This window comes from Streptomyces sp. NPDC107581, assembly GCF_055657175.1.
In genome coordinates, this window is sequence record NZ_JBVKBH010000011.1 from 222186 (window position 1) to 242358 (window position 20173).

Genomic DNA, 20173 nt, shown 5'->3' on the forward strand with positions numbered 1-20173 from the left:
GACTGTAGAGCAGCTCCGTACCGAGCGGTAGGGGTGGGGGAAGGAAAGTTACCGGCGGTACGCCATAGGCTGCGGGCGTGGCAGACGACGGCGGACACGGCAGCGGACACAGCGGCGGACGGGACGGTGGGGAGCGCGGGCGGGACGGTGGAACGCGCGGACAGGACGGCACGGGGCGGGGTGCAGCACGCGGACAGGACAGCACGGCACACGGACAGGACGGCCCCGGGCAGGACGGCACGGCACACGGACAGGACGGCACGGCGCGCGAGTACCGCATGGAGGAGCTGGCCCGGCTGGCCGGCATCACCGTGCGCACGCTGCGCTTCTACCGCGAACGCAAGCTGATCCGCCCTCCCCGCCGCGAGGGCCGTATCGCCTGGTACGACGACCATCACCTGGCCCGTCTGCGCACGATCTCGGCCCTGCTGGAGCGCGGCCACACCCTGAACGGCATCGCGGAACTCGCGGAGGCCCTCGACCAGGGCCGCGATGTCGCCGACCTCCTCGGCGTCGACAGCCCCACGGAGGAGGAGCCGGTCCGCCTCACCCCCGAGGAGCTCGCCGCCCGCTTCGAGGGCGAGGTCACGCCCGAGAATCTCGCCGCCGCCATGGCTCTGGGCTACCTCGGCACCGACGGCGACGAGATCGTCCACATCAGCCGCCGTCTGCTGGACGTCTCCTCCGCCCTGGTCCGCGAGGGCATCCCGCTCGCGGAGGTGCTGGCGGCCGCCGAACGCGTCCGGGAACACGCCGACGCCCTCGCCGAACTCTTCACCGGCATGATCCTGCGCCACGCCCCCGAGGAGGACCTGCACCGCCTGCGCCCGCTCGCCCGCAGCGTGGTGGAGGCGGAACTGTCCCTGGCCCTGGACCGGCAGCTGAGCAAGCGGGCCTGAGCGGCGGCCCCGCCCGGCCCTGCAGGCGCCGGCCCCGCCCAGACCTGCACGCGTCAGCCCCGCCCGGCCCTGCAGGCGCCGGCCCCGCCCGGCCTTGCAGTCGTCGGCCCGGCCCTACAGGTCGTAGACGACCGTCACCGGCGCATGGTCGGACCACCGCTCGGCATGCGTGGCCGCGCGCTCCACGTGTCCCTTGACCGCCTTGGCCGCGAGGCCGGGGGTGGCCACCTGGTAGTCGATGCGCCATCCCGAATCGTTGTCGAAAGCCCGCCCGCGGTAGGACCACCAGGTGTACGGACCCTCGGCGTCCGGGTGCAGGGCGCGGACGACGTCGACGTAGCCGCCCTCCTCCGCGGCGAACACCCGGGTGAGCCACTCCCGCTCCTCGGGCAGGAAGCCGGAGTTCTTGGTGTTGCCGCGCCAGTTCTTCAGGTCGGCCTGCCGGTGGGCGATGTTCCAGTCGCCGCAGACGACCACCTGGCGCCCGTCGGCGGCGGCCCGCACCCGCAGCTCCTGGAGGTGGGCGAGGAACTCGCCCATGAAGCGGACCTTCTCGTCCTGCCGTTCGGTGCCGACCTCGCCGGAGGGCAGATAGAGGGAGGCGACGGTGACGCCGGGCAGGTCGGCCTCGACGTAGCGGCCGCTGCCGTCGAACTCGGCCGATCCGAAACCGACCCGGACCCGGTCGGGCTCGCGCCGCGTGTACAGGGAGACGCCCGCGCGCCCCTTGGCGGCGGCCGGGGCGTGCACGACGTGCCAGCCGTCGGGCTGCCGGACCCCCTCGGGCAGCTGGTGCGGCTCGGCGCGCACCTCCTGCAGACAGACCACGTCGGCCGAGGTCCCGTCGAGCCACTCCACGAAGCCCTTTTTGGCGGCGGCCCGCAGCCCGTTCACATTCACCGAGGTCACCGTCAGCAAAGCACTCTCCTCGACCTCTCGGCGGACCCCGGTTTCACGGCACATCGCCCGAGGTCGCAGTCAGCACCAGGGCACGATACCGGCACACTGGTCGGAGCCCGGTCATCCCGACGCCCGCACCGATGTGCCTGCATAGAAGTACGATACCTAGCATGAATATACGCCCTGTCCACTTCGACCACCCCGACGCCGTCAAGCTCAACGACGAGGTCCAGGCCGAGTACCACCTGCGCTACGGCGACGGGGGCGACGCCACCGCCCTCGACGCCGCCGAGTTCGACCCGCCCCGGGGCGTGTACCTGATCGCCTACGACGAACACGAGCGCCCGGTGGCCACCGGCGGCTGGCGCAGCCAGGACCGCAACGAAGAGGGCAACGAGGACGGCGACGCCGAACTCAAGCGCATGTTCGTCGTGGCGGAGATGCGCGGCCTCGGCCTGGCCCGCCGCATGCTCACGGCCCTGGAGGAGGACGCCCGCACGGCCGGCCGCGTCCGCATGGTCCTGGAGACCGGCACCAAGCAGCCCGAGGCCATCGCCCTCTACACGTCGAGCGGCTACGAGCCCTGCGCCAAGTTCGGCTACTACCGCCACTACGAGGAGAGCCGCTGCTACGCGAAGCAGCTGTAGACACGATGAAGCCCCGGTCGGCTACTGCCGACCGGGGCTTCATGATGCGTGGACCTGAGGGGATTTGAACCCCTGGCCCCCTCGATGCGAACGAGGTGCGCTACCGGACTGCGCCACAGGCCCTTGCAACGAGTGAAACTCTAGCATCCCCGCCGGGGTGCTTGGAAATCCGTTCCCTGACTGGTCAGAGGCGGGCTTCCGGCGGAGTGACAGCCGTCACTCGTTGGCCGCGCGCGGACGGTCGCCGTCCTCGTACTGGTCGAAGAGAGGCGTGCGTCCGCGTCCCCGCGACCGGCGGGCCGAGGCCGCGCGTCGCGCGTCGCTGCGGCCGTCGGCCGCCCTGTCCTCGGAGGCGGACCCGGGCTCGCCCGGCTCGGCCTCCTGCGCATGGCCCGCCTCGTGCTCCGGCACGACCGAGCTGGACCGCGCCGAACTCCAGGTGTCGGGCGCCCCCAGGTCCACCCCGGAGGTGGCCCGCGGCGCGACCGGCGCGGTCACGTAGGTGGGCAGCGGGACCGGGACCGGGTCCCAGCTGTCCCCGTGCCCGGGCCGCCGCTGGCGCTCGCGCTGCTGCTGGTCGACCCACTCGGCATGGTCGGTCTGCTCGACCAGGGCACGCCGGTCCGCGGCCAGCGCGGAGAGGCCGGCGTCGGCCTCGGCCTCCGCTCCCTCCTGCGCGTCGCCGGCGCCGAGGCCCGCGTCGAGCGGCGCACGTCGGCGCGGCTGGCGCTCACGCAGCCGCTGGGCCGCGACCTCGGCACGCCGGCGGTCCATCTGGTAGGCGAAGCGGCGGCGCTCCTGGGTGCGCAGGTAGGCGATGTACGCGCTGAGCGTGACCGCGGGCGCGGCGGGCGCCCACAGGAAGGCGAGACCGCCGACCGCGGCGACGACCGCGCCGAGGGTGAAGGCGAGGAAGAGGACCACCGTGGTGCGCCGACGGCGCGCGAGCACCTTCAGGCGCTGGGCGCGTGCCGCGGCCGCCTGCGCCGAGGGGGCGCGCCGTGCGGCCGGCACCCGCTTCTGCGGGGGCGGGGAAGGGGACTTGGGCGTCGGGGAGACCTTCCGCTCGCGGGCCGGTTCCGCCCTCACGGGCGCCTCCGGCCCGGCCTCGGCGCGCACCTGACGGCGCGTCGGAGGCACGGCGAAGGCCCGGACGTCCACCGAGTCGGTGACTGCGTCCGGATCACTGGCGTCCGGCTCCCCCTCCTGGGCGGAGCGCGCCCGCAGGTCCCTGGCGTACCGGCGCTCCATCCCCGCCCGTCCGGACAGCAGCCGGATGGCGGTGCTGAAGCGTTCCGTCGGACGGGCCTCGTTCAGCTCGTCCTGCCTACGGAGCCACATCGGCACCAAGTAGGCGGCCCAGGCCCCGACAATGACTGCGTAGATGAGGCCGCTGCTGCTCACGCCTCACACGGTAGAGGGGTTTGCATGAGGCCATCTGCCAATTGGCCCGGTGTGTCGCACGATCTGGCTGATATTTCCAGCTTTTTTTGCGACCGATGCGATCAGCACAGCGCCGAAGACGCGAATTGAATGCCCCGAGGCGGTCGCCGACCGATCAATTTCGAACACATATTCAATTTCCGGGGACGGGCCGGATTCCGCAGGGTGTTCTACGGCCTGCCGCGGGGCGTTCTACGGCCTGCGCGGCACGTCCGGCGCGTCCGACGTCCCCTGAGCACCGGACGGACCCTCGGCGTCGGACCGGCGCGGTGCGTGCGACGCCCTCTCGGAGCGTGCCCGCTGCCAGCGCCTGAGCAACCCTTCGGGCACTTCTTCCGCCGTGAGCGCGAAGACGAGGTGGTCGCGCCAGGCTCCGTCGATGTGCAGATAACGCGGCCGCAGCCCCTCCTCGCGGAATCCGAGTTTCTCCACGACCCGGCGGCTGGGCCGGTTCTCGGGGCGAATGCAGACCTCGATGCGGTGCAGCCCGACGGTGCGGAAGCAGTGGTCCACCACGAGGGCGACGGCCGTGGGCATCACCCCACGCCCGGCCACCGACTCGTCCACCCAGTAGCCGACGTGGCCCGAGCACATCGATCCCCAGGTGATCCCGGCGACCGTCAACTGGCCGACGAGCCGCCCCTGGTACTCGATGACGAAGGGCAGCATCCGGCCCGCGTGGGCCTCCGACCGCAGGTGCCGGACCATCTGGCGGTAGGTCGGCCGGTGGGCGATCGGGCCGCTCGGCGTGGGCGGCGGAATGGTCGCCTCCCAAGGGCGCAGCCAGTCCCGGTTGCGCCGGTTCACCTCACGCCAGACCCGTTGGTCGCGCAGCTTTATCGGCCGGAGGACGACATCTCCGTCCGTCAGCACGACGGGCCACGAAGGGCTGTTCAGCTCACACCCCCGGGACGTCTGGAGTTCTCCTCGCCGGCCCGCTCGGGCTCTGCGGCCGGCCGTGTGTGATCACCGCCGCGGATCTGGTCGACGGCGTGCCCCAGCAGCGGCTCCAGGACGGCCAGTCCGTCCTTCACCCCGCCGCTGGACCCGGGCAGGTTGACGATCAGCGTCCCTGCGGCCACTCCGGCCAGGCCCCGCGAGAGCACGGCGGTCGGCACCTTCTCCCGTCCGAACGCCCGGATCGCCTCCGCGATGCCCGGCACCTCCAGGTCGATCACCCGTCGGGTCGCCTCCGGTGTGCGGTCGGTGGGCGAGATGCCGGTGCCCCCGGTGGTGACGACGACGTCGTACCCGGCCTGCACCGCCGCCCGCAGCGCCGCCTCCACGGGATCGCCGTCGGGCACCACCTGCGGCCCCTCCACGGCGAACCCGAACCGCTTCAGGCCCTCCGCGACCAGGGGTCCGCCCCTGTCCTCGTAGACACCGGCGGCGGCCCGGTTGGAGGCGGTGACGACCAGCGCGCGGTACGGCGCCCCCGGGGCACCGTCCAGGGGCGGCCCGGCGCTCATGCCCGGCTCCAGTCGCCCGACTTGCCGCCCGTCTTCTCCTCCACACGCACGTCCGTGATGACCGCTCCCTTGTCGACCGCCTTCACCATGTCGATCACGGTGAGCGCGGCGACCGTCACCGCGGTGAGGGCCTCCATCTCGACGCCCGTGCGGTCCGTGGTCTTCACGGCGGCCCGGATCTCCACGGCGTCGTCCGCGACCGACAGGTCCAGTTTCACACCGGACACCGACAACGGGTGGCACAGCGGGATCAGGTCCGGGGTGCGCTTGGCTCCCATGATGCCCGCGATGCGCGCGGTGGCCAGGGCGTCTCCCTTGGGGACCCCCTCGCCGCGCAGCAGCTCGACCACCCGGGGTGACACAAGGACCCGGCCGCTCGCGCGGGCGGTGCGCGCGGTCACGTCCTTTCCGGATACGTCGACCATGCGGGCCGCGCCCGCCTCGTCGATGTGCGTCAGTCGGTCCTGCGCAGAGGGTCCGGGGGTCTCCCCCCGGAAAGGCTCAGTCATGCTGTGAGGCGCTCCCGGTCCTGGCCCGTCGCGGTGCGGAGCACGGGCCTGTCGTGCGCGACACGGTACCGCCAAGTCGGCACCCGCACCGGAGCAGGACCCCGCGGACGCCCGCCGCGACGCGCCCGGGTGCGCGGCACCGGGCCCGGTCAGCCGAGCAGCACGACCTCCACCTCGGTGCCCGGCTCCGCGGACTCCGCGTCCTCCGGTACGACGATCAGCGCGTCGGCGTGCGCCAGCGCCGCGACCAGGTGGGAACCGGCGCCGCCCACCGGGCTCACCTCGCCGTCGGCGTAGGTGCCGCGCAGGAACTGCCGGCGGCCCTTGGGCGAGCGGAGCGCCTCCTCCGCCTTCAGGGTGGCCCGGGTCCTGGGCCGGTGGATGTCCTCCAGGCCCATCAGGGCGCGGATCGCGGGGCGGACGAACAGCTCGAAGGAGACGTACGACGACACGGGGTTGCCGGGCAGGGCCAGCAGCGGCGTGTGGTCGGGGCCGATGGAGCCGAAGCCCTGGGGCTTGCCGGGCTGCATGGCGAGCTTGCGGAAGTCGATGCCGCTGCCGGCCTCGTCCTCGTCGCCGGCGTACGACAGGGCCTCCTTGACGACGTCGTACGCCCCGACGCTCACCCCGCCGGTGGTCACCAGCAGGTCGGCGCGGATGAGCTGGTCCTCGATGGTGGACCGGAGGGTGTCGGCGTCGTCGGCGACGGCGCCCACCCGGTAGGCGATGGCGCCCGCGTCGCGGGCCGCCGCGGTGAGGGCGAAGCTGTTGGAGTCGTAGATCTGGCCGCCGGCCAGTTCCTCGCCGGGCTGGACCAGCTCGCTGCCGGTGGACAGGACGACGACGCGCGGGCGCGGGCGCACGCGCACCGTGCTCCGGCCGATCGCGGCGAGCAGGGCGATCTGCGGCGGGCCGAGGATCGTCCCGGCCTCCAGGGCCAGGTCGCCGGCCTTCACGTCGCTGCCCTTGGCGCGCACGTGCGCGCGTGCCTCGGCGGGGCGGTGCACGCGTACGTGCCCCTCGGCGCCCTCGGGGGCCAGGCTGCGCGCCCGCATCCCGCTCACGGGTCCCTCGCCGAGTCCGCCGTCGGTCCACTCGACGGGGACGACGGCCTCGGCGCCGGGCGGGACCGGCGCGCCGGTCATGATCCGCACCGCCTGGCCGGGGCCCACCCGGACCAGGCCGACCGAGCCCGCCGCCACGTCCCCGACGACCTCCAGGGCGGCCGGGAACTCGTCGCTGGCTCCCGCGACGTCCGCGACCCGCACCGCGTACCCGTCCATGGAGCTGTTGTCGAACGGCGGCAGGGAGACCGGCACCGTGACGTCCTCGACCAGGACGCAGCCCTGGGCGTCCAGCAGCTGCAGCTCGATGGGCTCCAGGGGACGGACGGTGGCGAGGATGTCCTCCAGGTGCTCGTCCACCGACCACAGGTGGTCCGAGCCGGCGGGGCGGGTCGCGGCGCTGCTCAACGTTGCTGCATCTCCTCGGCTACGTAACTGCGAAGCCAGGTCCGGAAGTCCGGGCCCAGGTCTTCACGTTCGCACGCCAGTCTGACAATGGCACGCAGGTAGTCGCCACGGTCGCCGGTGTCATAGCGGCGGCCCTTGAAGACGACGCCGTGCACCGGGCCGCCGACCTTCTCGTCCTGGGCGAGCTGCTGGAGGGCGTCGGTGAGCTGGATCTCGCCGCCGCGGCCCGGCTCGGTCTTGCGCAGTATGTCGAAGACGTGCGGGTCGAGGACGTACCGGCCGATGACCGCGTAGTTCGACGGGGCGTCCGCCGGGTCCGGCTTCTCGACCAGGCCGCTGATCCTCACCACATCGGGGTCGGCGGTGGCCTCCACCGCCGCGCAGCCGTAGAGGTGGATCTGCTCGGGCGCGACCTCCATGAGCGCGATCACGCTGCCACCGTGCTGCTCCTGGACCTCGATCATGCGCTGGAGCAGCGGGTCACGGGGGTCGATCAGGTCGTCGCCGAGCAGGACGGCGAAGGGCTCGTGGCCGACGTGCGGGGCGGCGCACAGCACGGCGTGGCCGAGGCCCTTGGGGTCGCCCTGGCGCACGTAGTGCATGGTGGCCAGGTCGCTGGACTCCTGCACCTTGGCGAGTCGGCCGGCGTCGCCCTTCTTCTGCAGCGCCGATTCGAGCTCGTAGTTGCGGTCGAAGTGGTCCTCGAGCGGACGCTTGTTGCGTCCGGTGATCATGAGGACGTCGTCGAGGCCCGCGGACACGGCCTCCTCGACCACGTACTGGATCGCGGGCTTGTCCACGACCGGCAGCATCTCCTTGGGAGTGGCCTTGGTGGCCGGCAGGAACCGGGTACCGAGACCTGCTGCGGGAATGACAGCCTTGCTGATCCTGGGGTGCGACTGAGTCATGCCCGCAACCATATCCGGTGCCTTTGCAGCGAATCTGTGGCTCCGGCTACTTGGCTCTCATATGAGCACATTGCAGAGGATGCAGGAGCGACCTAAGGATGCAGGAACGACCTGTGGAACACGACGGACGCGCGGACGAGCGTGACAAGCGGATGTTGCGGCGGGGGTTCCTCTCGGTGAGGAACGGGTTGCCGGAGGATGTCGTACGGGAGACGGGCGCCATGCTGGCCGGGCGCGCCCTGGAGCTGCCCGAAGTGGCGCGTGCGCGCACGGTGGCGGCGTACGTCTCCGTCGGGAGCGAGCCCGGCACACTCGCGCTGCTGGACGCGCTGCGCGCGCGGGGCGTGTGCGTCCTGCTCCCCGCGCTGCTGCCCGACAACGACCTGGACTGGGGCGAGTACGCCGGCCCGGACTCACTCGCGAAGATCCAACACGGCGGCAGGATGGCCCTGTTCGAGCCCGCCGGCGAACGCCTCGGCCCGGACGCGGTGACCGGCGCGGACGTCGTCCTGCTGCCCGGGCTGGCGGTGGACACGCGCGGGATGCGCCTGGGGCGCGGCGGCGGGTCGTACGACCGGGTGCTCGCGCGTCTGGAGCGCGCGGGCGCGCGCCCCGCGCTCGTGGTGCTGCTGTACGACACGGAAGTCGTCGCCCGTGTCCCGGCGGAGGCGCACGACCGTCCCGTGCACGCGGCGGTGACGCCGTCGGGCGTGCGCCGCTTCGCGGGCGCCTGACGAGCCCGGGCCCCCGGGGGCTCCGGTCCTCGCACGAGAAAGGCCCTTCACGCGCGCGTGAAGGGCCTTTCTCGTCGGCGTGCCGGGGGTCCGCGGACCTACCCGGGCTCTTCAGGTGCCGGGGGAACGCTCACGGCTTGAGGACGAGCGTGTCGCTCGTGCTCTTGTCGACGGCCTTGTCCGAGAACGACCAGGGCAGCAGTTCGCCCTTGACCCACTTGCCCGTCTGGTCGGTGTAGTGGGCGCTGTAGGCGTGTCCGGAGGCTCCCGACAGGTTGATCCACTTGGACTTGTCGAGGTCCTTGAGGTTGACCACCATCCGCATGGACGGCACCCAGACGACGTTGTAGCCGCCGGCGGCGTTCCAGCCGGTCGCGTTGACGGTGGCCTCGCCGCCGCTGAGCTTCCAGGGCCCGCGGTTGAGGATGTACTGGAGGAACTTGGGGCCCTCGGTGCCGAGGGTCTGGTTCTTCAGGAACAGGCGGTGCAGCCGGCCCCAGCTCCAGCTGTCGATGTCCTTGCCGAGCTTGGCGGTCAGCTCCCAGCGCGCGTCGATCATGGCGCGGACGAACAGCTGGTCCATGTTGTTCGCCTCGGGGCGGGTGCCCGACTTGGGCGTCTTCCACCAGTCGCTGTCCGGCTTGTCCATCAGCTTGCGCACGACCTCGAACCAGCGGTCTCCGCCGTCCGGCTGCGCCTGGTCGGCGTCGCGCTGGCCGCACTCGCGCACCTTGGTGTCGTCGTCCACCGGGCCGGTGTTGTCGATCTTGTCGACCCACAGGCACTGGCCCTTGACGCGCAGCTCCTTGGGGAGCTTGTTGCCGAAGGCGAGCTTGAGGACGTTACGCCACACGGCGTTGAAGTAGGCGGCCGCCGCGGAGTCGGCGTCCTGGGTGTAGTCCCAGCCCTCCAGGAGCTTCTGGGCGTCGCGGACGTCCTTGTCCTTGAGGTTGAGCTTCAGCAGCTTGGGCACCAGCAGCTTGGCGATCTCGCTGCTGTTGTCCATCTGCATCTGGCGCATGTCCTCGGTGGAGATCTTGCCGCCGTCCTTGATCTTGGACTCGATCAGGTCGGTGATGCGCTGGCTGCGGGTGCCGTAGCCCCAGTCGGTGGTGAGCGTGTACGGGTACTTGTTCTTGTCGACCACGGCCTGGTTGGCGGTGACGATGTAGCCCCGCTTGGGGTCGAACTCGTAGGGCAGCTCGTTCTGCTTGATGAAGCCGGTCCAGCGGTACTTCGGGTCCCATCCGGGCACCGGGACGGAGCCGTCGGTGGCCGAGGAGCGGGTGGGGATCTTGCCGGGCAGGGTGTACCCGATGTGGTTGTCGGTGTCGGCGTAGACCAGGTTCTGCGAGGGCACGTCGAACAGGGCCGCCGCGGAGCGGAAGTCGCTCCAGTTCGCCGCCTTGTCGATGGCGAACACGGCGTCCATGGAGGTGCCCGGGTCGAGCGCCGTCCACCTCAGGGCGATGCCGTAGCCGTCACCGCGGTCGGGTGCGGCGGTGTTCACGGAGGCCTTCTTGCCGACCTGGACGAGTTCGTCGTCGCGGTCGGACAGCAGCGGCATTCCGTCGGCGGTCTGGCGGACGACGATCGTCTTGGACTGGCCGCCGGCGACCTTGATGGTCTCCTCGCGGGTCTTGAAGGGCCGGACCTTGCCGTCGTACAGGTAGCCGTTGCCGCTGACCTTCTCCAGGTACAGGTCGGTGACGTCGACACCGGAGTTGGTCATGCCCCAGGCGATGTCCGCGTTGTGGCCGATGACCACACCGGGCATGCCGGCGAACGTGTAGCCGGTGACGTCGTACTGGCACTTGCTGGAGACGGTGCGGCAGTGCAGGCCCATCTGGTACCAGACGGACGGCAGCGACGCGGACAGGTGCGGGTCGTTGGCGAGCAGCGGCTTGCCGGTGATGGTGTACTGCCCGCCGACGACCCAGGAGTTGGAGCCGATGCCCTGGCCGTTCACCCCGACGGCGGTGGGCACGTTGTCCAGGACGTCGTAGAGACCCGACAGCTGGCTCGTGAGGCCCGAACCGGACGTGGCCGAGCCGCCCGTCGACGAGCCGGACGAGCCGGTCGTGGACGAGGTGGAGGAGCCGGTCGCGCCCGTGGTGCCCTGGGAGGCCGCTGTGCCGCCGCCCTGCTGGAAGGCCTTGGTCAGCTGGCTGTACTGGCCTTCCTGGACGATCGGCTTGTTGCGGCTGTAGGGGTACTGCGGATACAGGTCGGCGATCTGCTGCGGGCCCAGGCGGCTGGTCATCAGCGCGCGGTCGACCTCGTCCTGCATGTTGCCGCGCAGGTCCCAGGCCATCGCCTTCAGCCAGGAGACGGAGTCGACCGGGGTCCACTGCGCGGGCTTGTAGTCGTTGGTGAAGCCCAGGGCGGCGTACTCCAGGGAGATGTCCTTGCCGTCCTTGCCCCGGAGATAGGCGTTGACTCCCTTGGCGTACGCCTGGAGGTACTTCTTCGTGGAGGCCGACAGCTTGGTGTCGTACTCCTGCTTGGCGATGCGGTCCCAGCCGAGGGTGCGCAGGAACTCGTCGTTCTTGACCTGGCCCTTGCCGAACATCTCCGACAGGCGCCCGGAGGTCATGTGACGGCGCACGTCCATCTCGTAGAACCGGTCCTGCGCCTGGACGTAGCCCTGCGCCATGAACAGGTCCTCGTCGGACGAGGCGTAGATCTGCGGGATGCCGTTGCCGTCCCGCTTCACGTCGACGGGCCCCGACAGGCCGTCGAGCGTGATCGAACCCTTGGTCTGCGGGAAGGAGGCGCGCACGGTGCTGATCGACCAGTACGCCCCGTAGGCCATGCCACCGATGATGGCCAGGACCAGCACCAGCACGATCAGTCGGGCTTTGCGCCCCTTCTTCCTGCCGGACGTGACGGACGTGGCACCCGTGGTGGCGGTGTCACCCGTTGTGGCGGTGGTGTTGGGGGGCATCGCTGTCCTTGCTGTCCTAACGCGAGCGGCAGGTCGGGCTGTGACTTTGAATGAGCGCTGGAGCAACCATAGGCGTAGGGCCCCGAACCGCTTGACGCGGAGTCGGGAACAAGCGCGCACGGACGTTCGATCTTGCCTCGGCAAGCGTCAAGAAAGCGTCAAGAGTTAGGTAAGGTAACGAAGTACTTGGGTGCGGTGCGCCGCAGCCTCGGGTCTTGTGTACGTGTGCCCGCGCGTCCGGCGTGCGGGCCAAGGAAGGGAACCGCCGCTGACTGTCCACCACCTCGACCAGCTCCTGCTCGTCTGCTCCCTGGTCCTCCTGGTCGCCGTCGCGGCCGTGCGGATCTCCTCGCGCAGCGGGCTCCCCAGCCTGCTCGTGTACCTGGGGATCGGCGTCCTCATGGGGCAGGACGGCATCGGGAACATCCACTTCAACAACGCCGAGCTGACCCAGGTCATCGGATACGCGGCCCTGGTCGTGATCCTGGCCGAGGGCGGTCTGGGCACGAAGTGGAAGGAGATCGAACCGGCCCTGCCGGCCGCCTCAGCGCTGGCGCTTGCCGGGGTCGCGATCAGCGTCGGTGTCACGGCGTCCGGCGCGCACTACCTGATCGGGCTGGAGTGGCGGCCGGCGCTCATCATCGGCGCGGTGGTCTCCTCGACGGACGCGGCCGCGGTCTTCTCGGTCCTGCGCAGAATCCCCCTGCCCGCGCGCGTGACGGGCATGCTGGAGGCGGAGTCCGGCTTCAACGACGCCCCCGTGGTCATCCTGGTCGTGGCCTTCTCCCAGGCGGGCCCGGTCGAGCACTGGTACGTGCTGCTGGGCGAGATAGCCCTGGAGCTGGCGATCGGCGCGGCCATGGGTCTGGCCGTGGGCTGGCTGGGCTCCTTCGGCCTCCGGCACGTGGCACTGCCCGCCTCCGGCCTCTACCCGATCGCCGTGATGGCGATCGCCGTCACGGCGTACGCGGGCGGCGCGCTGGCGCACGGCAGCGGCTTCCTGGCCGTCTACCTCGCGTCCATGGTGCTCGGCAACGCCAAGCTGCCGCACTGGCCCGCCACCCGGGGCTTCGCCGAAGGACTCGGCTGGATCGCCCAGATCGGCATGTTCGTCCTGCTCGGCCTGCTGGTCACCCCGCACGAGCTGGGCGACGACATCTGGCCCGCCCTCGTCATCGGGCTGGTGCTGACCATGGTGGCGCGCCCGGTGAGCGTGGTGGTCAGCCTGACACCGTTCCGGGTCCCGTGGCAGGACCAGATCCTGATGTCCTGGGCCGGACTGCGCGGCGCGGTGCCCATCATCCTGGCGACGATCCCCATGGTGAACGGGGTGGACTCCAGCCATCGCATCTTCAACATCGTCTTCGTGCTGGTCGTCGTCTACACCCTCGTCCAGGGACCGACCCTGCCGTGGCTGGCGCGCACGCTGCGCCTCGGCGAGCAGGGCGAGGCGTCCGACCTCGGCATCGAGTCGGCGCCGCTGGAGCGACTGCGCGGACACCTGCTGTCCATCTCGATCCCCGAGGGCTCGCTGATGCACGGCGTCGAGGTCGGTGAGCTGCGGATGCCGCCCGGCGCTGCCGTCACCCTCGTCGTCCGGGATGAAAAATCGTTTGTTCCTCTGCCCACGACGGTGCTGAGGCACGGGGACGAGCTCCTCGTGGTCGCCACCGACCCCGTGCGCGACGCGGCGGAACGACGCCTGCGCGCGGTCGCCCACGGCGGCAAGCTGGCCGGCTGGCTGGGCACGAACGGGGCGGGCACGGGGCGCTGAGCGCGAGACTCGGGGCGCCGGGACATGGGGGCGGCGCTGAGGCCCGGGTACCGAGGTGCGGGGCGCTGAGGCTCGGGGACCGAGGTGCGGGGCGCTGGCTCGGGTACCACCGAGGTGCGGGGCGTGGAAGGCCCGGGTACCGAGGTGCGGGGCGCTGAGGCTCGGGGACCGAGGTGCGGGGCGCTGGCTCGGGTACCACCGAGGTGCGGGGCGTGGGAGGCCCGGGTACCGAGGTGCGGGGCGCGGGAGGCGATGCGTTGCCGGCGTGAGTGACGTGAGCTGCGCGAGCGTGCGTTAAGGGTGTGTTTCGCTCTATTCACACCTTCGCCAATCTCAGGTGAACACGCCCCGTGGTGCTCATTTTCACAGGAGCACAAGCCCTTGATCCCTGTAGTATCAAGGCACACCTGATCGAACCAACTCTGTCTGACGCAGAGCTGGCGCGACCGTATGGCGGCCGGAACGCCCTCCGCAGTGGCACCGGTATCTACCGCAGTTCCGCGCAAGAGGACAGCTCTCGGCGCCCCCGCACGGGCGCGCTACCAGGCGGTAGAAAGGCACGGGCCGTGGAGTCCACGGTCACCACCGACGCGGCGCAGAACGCGCCGTCGTCGCCCCGCCCGGGATACGGACAGCTGCTGCGCACCCGCGGCGCCTGGACGTTCCTGCTCCCCGGCTTCGCGGCACGCCAGCCGTTCGCGATGCTCACCATCTCCATCGTGCTGCTCGTCCAGCACACCACCGGCTCGTACGGCGCCGCGGGCGCCGCCGCGGCCGCCACCGGTGTGTCCATGGCCCTGTTCGCGCCGTACAGCGGCCGGCTCGCCGACCGCTACGGGCAGCGCGCCGTCCTGCTTCCGGGTGTCCTGGTGCACACGGTGTCGGGCCTGTCCCTGACCGCGCTCGCACTGGCGCACGCGCCCCTGTGGGCGCTGTTCGCGGCGGCCGTCCCGACCGGCGCCTCGGTGCCGCAGGTCGGCCCCATGGTCCGCGCGCGCTGGGGCGTGAAGCTCCAGGGCTCGCCCCTGATGACCACCGCGGCGGCGTTCGAGTCCGTCACGGACGAGCTGACCTTCGTCTTCGGTCCCCTGCTGGCGACCGCGCTGTGCACCACCGTGTCCCCGTCCGCGGGCCTGATGACCGAGGCCGCGCTGACGCTCGTCGGCGGTCTGCTGTTCGCCGCGCAGAAGAGCACGCAGCCTCCGGTGACCGCCGAGGACGGGCACGCGCGCGTGAAGCACGCCTCCGCGCTGCGCATCCCGGGCGTACGGGTGCTGGTCGTGACCTTCCTGGGGATCGGATCGGTCTTCGGCGGCATGCAGGTGGCGCTCGCGGCGTTCACCGAATCGATCGGCGAGCCCGGCCTGAACGGCGTCCTGTACGGCGTCTTCGCCGCCGGCAACATGCTCTCCGGCATCGTCTGCGGCGCGATCGCCTGGAAGGTCGCCCCGCAGCGGCGCCTGATCGTCGGCTACACGGGCCTCGCGCTGACCGCGTCCGCGCTGTGGACCGCGCACTCCGTCCTGCTGCTGGCCGCTCTCGGCCTGCTGGTCGGCATGTGCATCGCACCGGCGCTGATCACCGGCTACACGCTGGTCGAGGGCCTGGTCCCGGTCGGCGCCCGCACCGAGGCGTTCACCTGGCTGACCGGCGCCGTCGCGCTCGGCCAGGCGGCGGCCGTCACCATCGCCGGACAGCTGGAGGACCGCCTGTGGGACGGCGCGGGATTCCTGGTCCCGATGGCCGGCACCCTGCTGGCGCTGGCCACCCTGCTGGCCCTGCGCTCACTGCTGACCGCCCGGCCCCGGAACCGCACCGTGGCACGTGGCGTCGGTCACCGTGTGCCGGTCACGGTGGACTGATCCCCGGGAATACGTCACTATGGACCGTCGTTAGCACTCATCGAGTGAGAGTGCCAGGAGGAAGTCAGTGCCCACCTACCAGTACCAGTGCACCGAGTGCGGCGAGGGCCTCGAGGCGGTGCAGAAGTTCACCGATGACGCCCTGACCGAGTGCCCCAGCTGCAGTGGCCGCCTGAAGAAGGTGTTCTCCGCGGTGGGCATTGTCTTCAAGGGCTCCGGCTTCTACCGCAACGACTCCCGCGGCTCCACGTCGAGCAGCAGCCCGGCGTCGAAGCCGTCGAGCGCCTCGTCGTCCGACGCGAAGTCGTCCTCGTCGACGTCCACGTCGTCCTCGACGGCATCCACGTCGTCCTCGACGTCCTCGTCGAGCTCCGCCGGCACCTCCGCCGCCTGAGACCTCGCTTCCGGGCCCTGCCGTCGCACGACGGCAGGGCCTTCGGAGTACCCGGTACCGGCTCCCACCGGGGGTTCGCCGCCAGCTAGTGTGCTCGTCATGGCGAACGCAGAGATCGGCGTAATCGGCGGCTCGGGCTTCTACTCGTTCCTCGAGAACGTGACCGAGGTCCAGGTGGACACGCCGTACGGGCAGCCCAGTGACTCCCTCTTCCTCGGCGAGATCGCCGGTCGGCAGGTCGCCTTCCTGCCGCGGCACGGCCGCGGCCACCATCTGCCTCCGCACCGCATCAACTACCGCGCCAACCTGTGGGCCCTGCGCTCGGTCGGTGTCCGGCAGGTCCTCGGTCCGTGCGCGGTGGGCGGCCTGCGCCCCGAGTACGGCCCGGGCACCCTGCTCGTGCCGGACCAGCTGGTGGACCGCACGAAGTCCAGGGTGCAGACGTACTTCGACGGGCTGCCGCTGCCCGACGGCACGGTGCCCAACGTGGTGCACGTGTCGGTGGCCGACCCGTACTGCCCCGCGGGACGGGCCGCCGCCCTGAAGGCCGCCCGCGGACGGGACTGGGAGCCCGTGGACGGCGGCACGCTGGTCGTGGTCGAGGGGCCTCGCTTCTCGACCCGCGCCGAGTCGCTGTGGCACCAGGCGCAGGGCTGGTCGGTGGTGGGCATGACCGGCCATCCCGAGGCGGCGCTCGCCCGTGAACTCGAACTGTGCTACGCGTCCCTGACCCTGGTCACCGACCTGGACGCCGGCGCCGAGACCGGCGAGGGCGTCTCGCACGACGAGGTCCTGCAGGTGTTCGCGGCCAACGTGGACCGGCTGCGGGGCGTGCTGTTCGACGCGGTGGCGGCACTGCCGGAGACCGGGGCGCGGGACTGCCTGTGCATGAACGCGCTCGGCGGGATGAACCCGGGCTTCGAGCTGCCGTAACGGGAGAAGTCGCGGGTCGGGCGGCAGCCGGTCGGGGGCCGCCCACCTGGGGACGGTACGGCGGCCGACCGAGTGGAATTACCCGTTCGAGTGGGCGAGTTGTCCACAAGCGGTCAGTGGTCCACCGGCTCCGACGGGCTTCGGCGCGAGGCGTCATCGTGGAACCGCAAGCCGATTCCTCGTCGCAAGCGGTGATCCCCATGCCCTTGGCCCCGTCGTCCCCCCTCACCCCTTCCGCTTCCTCGCCGTCCCTCACTCCGTTCGCCCCTTCTCCGGCCCGCGCGTCTTTCGCCCCCTCTCCGCCTCGCGCGCCTTACGCCCCCTCTCCGTCCCGCGCGCCTTTCGCCCCGTCTCCGCCCCACGCGTCTTTCGCCCCCTCTTCATCACTCACCCCTTCCGTCCTCTCTCCCCCAGGCCCTCACCAGCCGTTCGCGCCTCCCCTGCGGCTGCCGCGTCCGCTGGGCACCGACGCGCCCGCGACCTGCGGGATCCCGCACTTCGCCCCGGTGCGCGTGCGCGGCGGGCGCTATCGGCTGCAGTTGCTCGTACGGCACCGCGGGCGGACCCTGGCAGCCGCTCTCGCCGTGACGGCGGCCGCTCTGGTGGCGGCCGGGCAGGGGACCGCGCCGGACCCGCATCGCGCCGACCGGGCCCGCGGGCACCCCGTCACCGAACCCGTACGCCGGCACGGGGCCGGGGCGGCGCCGGCGGCGGACAGGGTGACGGCGCCGGTGCGGATCGCCGACGCGGCCGCCGTCCGGCTGCTGCGGCCCGGCGACCGGGTCGACGTCATCGCCGCCGAGGATCCGACGAACGGGAGCGGCGCCCGGGTGCTCGCGCGTGGGGTGCGGGTGACGAAGGTGCCGGAGCCCGTGGAGGGTGCGGCCGAGAGCGGAGCACTGGTCGTGCTGTCGGTGCCGCGTGCCACGGCGGCACGGCTCGTCGGCGCGAGCGCCACGGAACGGCTGGCGGTGACGCTGTGCTGAGCCGCCTCGATCTCGTCGGACAGTCGTTGTCAAGTCCATCGATCGAGTTACGGAACTGGACACCATGGCCGCACCGTGCCGTAGGTTGCGGAGCGTTTCGTTCCACACCCTGTGCAGGCAAGGAGAGTCCCCGAGGTGAGCACACAGAAGGAACCGAACATCTGGCAGGGGTTCAAAGCCTTCCTGATGCGCGGGAACGTCGTCGATCTGGCAGTCGCGGTGGTCATCGGCGCGGCCTTCACGAACATCGTCAGCGCGGTGGTGAAGGGAATCATCAACCCGCTGGTGGGCGCGATCGGCACGCAGAACCTGGACAACTACAGCTCGTGCCTGAGCTCCTCGTGCACAGGGACCCACGGCATCCGGCTGATGTGGGGCTCCGTGCTCGGCGCCACGCTGACCTTCCTGATCACGGCGACGGTCGTCTACTTCCTGATGGTCCTGCCGATGGCGAAGTACCTGGCACGCGTGGAAGCCCGCAGGAGGGCACGCGAAGGCACGCGCGAGGTCGTCGAGGTGACCGAGCTGGAGGTGCTCAAGGAGATCCGCGACGAACTGGTCGCGCAGCGCGGGCCGGAACGCGACAGGCGCTAGCGGCGCCGCCGCGAGCGACTCGGAGGCGGTGGGGCACTCCAGAGGGCAGGGCGTCTCGGAGGTGGTGGGGCGCCCCAGAGGGCCGGGGGACTCAGAAGTGGTGGGGCGCCCCAGAGGGCCGGGGGACTCAGAAGTGGTGGGGCACTCCAGAGGGCCGGGGGACTCAGAGGTGGTGGGGCGGCTTCTCGTCGAGGAAGCGCTTCAGGTCGGCGGCGCTGTCGCCGTCCCCGCGCTCGCCCCACCCGCGGTCGGTGTCGTCCGAGGACTGCTGGCTCAGCGGGTCGTCGAAGACCAGCGCGGCCTTCGGGTCGCGCGGCTCGGATTCGGGGGCGGTACTCATCCCTCAAGAGTACGGCCCGGACTTCCAGTCCTCCGGAGATTGTGAATCCGTTCACAAGAAATTGCGGCGGATTTCTGCTGTCCTGGGAGGCATGACGTCGAGTTCTGCTCCTGCGCCCGCTTCCCCGGGCCCACAGCACCCTCAGGGGCCCTTGCGTCGGCTCACCGCACGCGGGCGCGACGAGGAGCACCGGGTCTCCTCCCCGCTGGAGCTCTTCTTCGACCTGTGCTTCGTCGTGGCCATCGCACAGGCGGGCGTACAACTCGTGCACGCGGTGACCGAGGGCCACGCGGGCACCGGCATCCTGAACTACGCGACGGTGTTCTTCGCGATCTGGTGGGCCTGGATGAACTTCACCTGGTTCGCCTCCGCGTACGACAACGACGACGCGCTCTACCGGATCGTCACCCTCGTGCAGATCGCCGGCGTGCTGGTGCTGGCCGCGGGCATCTCCCGGGCGTTCGACCAGCACGACTACCTGGTGGTCTGGCTCGGCTATCTGATCATGCGGCTGGCGATGGCCGCGCAGTGGCTGAGAGCGGCCCGGTACGCCGAGGGAGCGGAGAGAAGCACCGCGATCGGATACGCCACGGGTGTACTGCTGTGCCAGGTCGGCTGGCTGGGGCTGGTCGTGCTGCCCGGGCCCGCCCGGCCGTGGGTGTTCCTGGTGATGGCGATCGCGGAGCTGTGCGTGCCGCTGTACGCCGAGAAGGGCCACCAGACATCCTGGCATCCGCACCACATCGCCGAACGGTACGGCCTGTTCACGATCATCGTGCTCGGGGAGACGGTCGCCGCGGCCACGGTCGCCGTGCAGTCGGCGGTGGCCGAGCACGACGCCCTGGGCCGGCTGCTGCCGATCGCGGCGGGCGGTCTGCTGATCGTCTTCTCCGCCTGGTGGATCTACTTCGTGGTGCCCATCCACGGCCATCTGCGCTCCAACGACCAGGCGTTCCTGTGGGGCTACGGCCACTATCTGATCTTCGCCTCGGCCGCCGCGATCGGCGCCGGCCTGGAGGTGGCGGTGGAGCAGGCGGTCGGCAAGGCGCACATCTCGACGCTGTCCGCCTCGGCGGCCGTGACCCTGCCGACGGCCCTGTACCTGCTGACGGTCTGGGCGCTGCACTCGCGCCACTTCAAGATCGGCATCACTCAGCAGCTGGTGCTTCCGGTCACGGCACTGCTGGTGATCTGCTGCACCTTCCTGGGCGACTGGGCTGTGTTGGCGGCGGGGCTCGTGTCGGCGGCCGCGGTGACGACCGGGGTGCTGCTCACGGCGCGCACGGCGGCCCGCGAGCGGCGCACGGGCGCGTCGGCACCGGCCGCCTGACCTCTGCCGAGGCGCCCCGCGGTGGGCCAGAC

19 protein-coding genes and 1 tRNA gene are annotated in these 20173 nt (G+C 71.3%); 10 read left to right on the forward strand and 10 right to left on the reverse strand.

Annotated features, from left to right (window positions below; translation table 11 throughout):
• The first annotated feature begins 278 nt into the window (after positions 1 to 278).
• Positions 279 to 899, forward strand: coding sequence for a MerR family transcriptional regulator (locus ACZ7P3_RS27510; protein WP_472085807.1), 621 nt, complete (start codon positions 279 to 281; stop codon positions 897 to 899).
• Between the two features lie 114 nt (positions 900 to 1013).
• Here the strand turns inward: ACZ7P3_RS27510 and ACZ7P3_RS27515 are convergent, their stop codons facing one another.
• Positions 1014 to 1817, reverse strand: coding sequence for an exodeoxyribonuclease III (locus ACZ7P3_RS27515; RefSeq protein ID WP_472085723.1), 804 nt, complete (start codon positions 1815 to 1817; stop codon positions 1014 to 1016).
• 152 nt (positions 1818 to 1969) lie between these two features.
• Between ACZ7P3_RS27515 and ACZ7P3_RS27520 the strand changes: the two genes are divergently transcribed.
• Entirely contained in the window at positions 1970 to 2446 is a 477-nt protein-coding gene (locus ACZ7P3_RS27520; RefSeq protein WP_472085724.1) for a GNAT family N-acetyltransferase, read from the forward strand.
• A gap of 49 nt (positions 2447 to 2495) precedes the next feature.
• Here ACZ7P3_RS27520 and ACZ7P3_RS27525 read toward each other — a convergent pair.
• The 7 genes from ACZ7P3_RS27525 to galU form a co-directional block, all read right to left on the reverse strand.
• Positions 2496 to 2569 (reverse strand) — tRNA-Ala (locus ACZ7P3_RS27525).
• A gap of 93 nt (positions 2570 to 2662) precedes the next feature.
• Positions 2663 to 3850, reverse strand: a complete 1188-nt coding sequence (sepX, locus tag ACZ7P3_RS27530; protein ID WP_472085725.1) for a divisome protein SepX/GlpR — start codon at positions 3848 to 3850, stop codon at positions 2663 to 2665.
• 231 nt (positions 3851 to 4081) lie between these two features.
• Positions 4082 to 4762: a GNAT family N-acetyltransferase gene (locus ACZ7P3_RS27535; RefSeq protein ID WP_472085726.1), complete on the reverse strand. Its 681-nt coding sequence runs from the start codon at positions 4760 to 4762 to the stop codon at positions 4082 to 4084.
• Positions 4763 to 4782: 20 nt separating this feature from the next.
• Complete coding sequence (locus ACZ7P3_RS27540) at positions 4783 to 5358, reverse strand: MogA/MoaB family molybdenum cofactor biosynthesis protein (protein ID WP_472085727.1); 576 nt, start codon at positions 5356 to 5358, stop codon at positions 4783 to 4785.
• Positions 5355 to 5867, reverse strand: coding sequence for a cyclic pyranopterin monophosphate synthase MoaC (gene moaC / locus ACZ7P3_RS27545; RefSeq protein WP_472085728.1), 513 nt, complete (start codon positions 5865 to 5867; stop codon positions 5355 to 5357). Before moaC ends, ACZ7P3_RS27540 begins: the two co-directional genes overlap by 4 nt.
• A gap of 149 nt (positions 5868 to 6016) precedes the next feature.
• Positions 6017 to 7339, reverse strand: a complete 1323-nt coding sequence (glp, locus tag ACZ7P3_RS27550) for a molybdotransferase-like divisome protein Glp (protein WP_472085729.1) — start codon at positions 7337 to 7339, stop codon at positions 6017 to 6019.
• Positions 7336 to 8247 (reverse strand): UTP--glucose-1-phosphate uridylyltransferase GalU, encoded by a 912-nt coding sequence (gene galU, locus ACZ7P3_RS27555; RefSeq protein ID WP_472085730.1) that lies wholly within the window; start codon positions 8245 to 8247, stop codon positions 7336 to 7338. The genes glp and galU overlap by 4 nt, the downstream gene beginning before the upstream one ends.
• Positions 8248 to 8345: 98 nt before the next feature.
• Between galU and ACZ7P3_RS27560 the strand changes: the two genes are divergently transcribed.
• The gene (locus tag ACZ7P3_RS27560) at positions 8346 to 8981 is read left to right on the forward strand and encodes a 5-formyltetrahydrofolate cyclo-ligase (RefSeq protein WP_472085731.1); all 636 of its coding nucleotides are present in this window, start codon (positions 8346 to 8348) and stop codon (positions 8979 to 8981) included.
• Between the two features lie 130 nt (positions 8982 to 9111).
• On the opposite strand, the gene ACZ7P3_RS27565 is transcribed toward ACZ7P3_RS27560, so the two are convergent.
• Positions 9112 to 11928, reverse strand: coding sequence for a penicillin acylase family protein (locus ACZ7P3_RS27565; RefSeq protein ID WP_472085732.1), 2817 nt, complete (start codon positions 11926 to 11928; stop codon positions 9112 to 9114).
• Positions 11929 to 12145: 217 nt separating this feature from the next.
• On the opposite strand from ACZ7P3_RS27565, the gene ACZ7P3_RS27570 reads away from it, so the two are divergent.
• The 6 genes from ACZ7P3_RS27570 (at position 12146) to mscL (ending at position 18471) form a co-directional block, all read left to right on the forward strand.
• A complete protein-coding gene (locus ACZ7P3_RS27570; protein WP_472085733.1) occupies positions 12146 to 13702 on the forward strand; it encodes a potassium/proton antiporter in 1557 nt (518 codons plus the stop codon).
• Between the two features lie 566 nt (positions 13703 to 14268).
• Entirely contained in the window at positions 14269 to 15564 is a 1296-nt protein-coding gene (locus ACZ7P3_RS27575; RefSeq protein WP_472085734.1) for an MFS transporter, read from the forward strand.
• Between the two features lie 67 nt (positions 15565 to 15631).
• Positions 15632 to 15958, forward strand: coding sequence for an FmdB family zinc ribbon protein (locus ACZ7P3_RS27580; protein WP_472085735.1), 327 nt, complete (start codon positions 15632 to 15634; stop codon positions 15956 to 15958).
• A 99-nt stretch (positions 15959 to 16057) separates the two neighbouring features.
• Complete coding sequence (locus ACZ7P3_RS27585; RefSeq protein ID WP_472085736.1) at positions 16058 to 16891, forward strand: S-methyl-5'-thioadenosine phosphorylase; 834 nt, start codon at positions 16058 to 16060, stop codon at positions 16889 to 16891.
• A 506-nt stretch (positions 16892 to 17397) separates the two neighbouring features.
• The gene (locus ACZ7P3_RS27590) at positions 17398 to 17877 is read left to right on the forward strand and encodes a hypothetical protein (RefSeq protein ID WP_472085737.1); all 480 of its coding nucleotides are present in this window, start codon (positions 17398 to 17400) and stop codon (positions 17875 to 17877) included.
• A gap of 135 nt (positions 17878 to 18012) precedes the next feature.
• A complete protein-coding gene (gene mscL, locus ACZ7P3_RS27595) occupies positions 18013 to 18471 on the forward strand; it encodes a large conductance mechanosensitive channel protein MscL (RefSeq protein WP_472085738.1) in 459 nt (152 codons plus the stop codon).
• Positions 18472 to 18634: 163 nt separating this feature from the next.
• On the opposite strand, the gene ACZ7P3_RS27600 is transcribed toward mscL, so the two are convergent.
• Positions 18635 to 18811 carry a hypothetical protein gene (locus tag ACZ7P3_RS27600; RefSeq protein WP_472085739.1) on the reverse strand — a complete coding sequence of 59 codons (177 nt, stop codon included), beginning with the start codon at positions 18809 to 18811 and terminating at the stop codon, positions 18635 to 18637.
• 91 nt (positions 18812 to 18902) lie between these two features.
• Between ACZ7P3_RS27600 and ACZ7P3_RS27605 the strand changes: the two genes are divergently transcribed.
• A complete protein-coding gene (locus tag ACZ7P3_RS27605) occupies positions 18903 to 20141 on the forward strand; it encodes a low temperature requirement protein A (RefSeq protein ID WP_472085740.1) in 1239 nt (412 codons plus the stop codon).
• Positions 20142 to 20173: the final 32 nt, after the last annotated feature.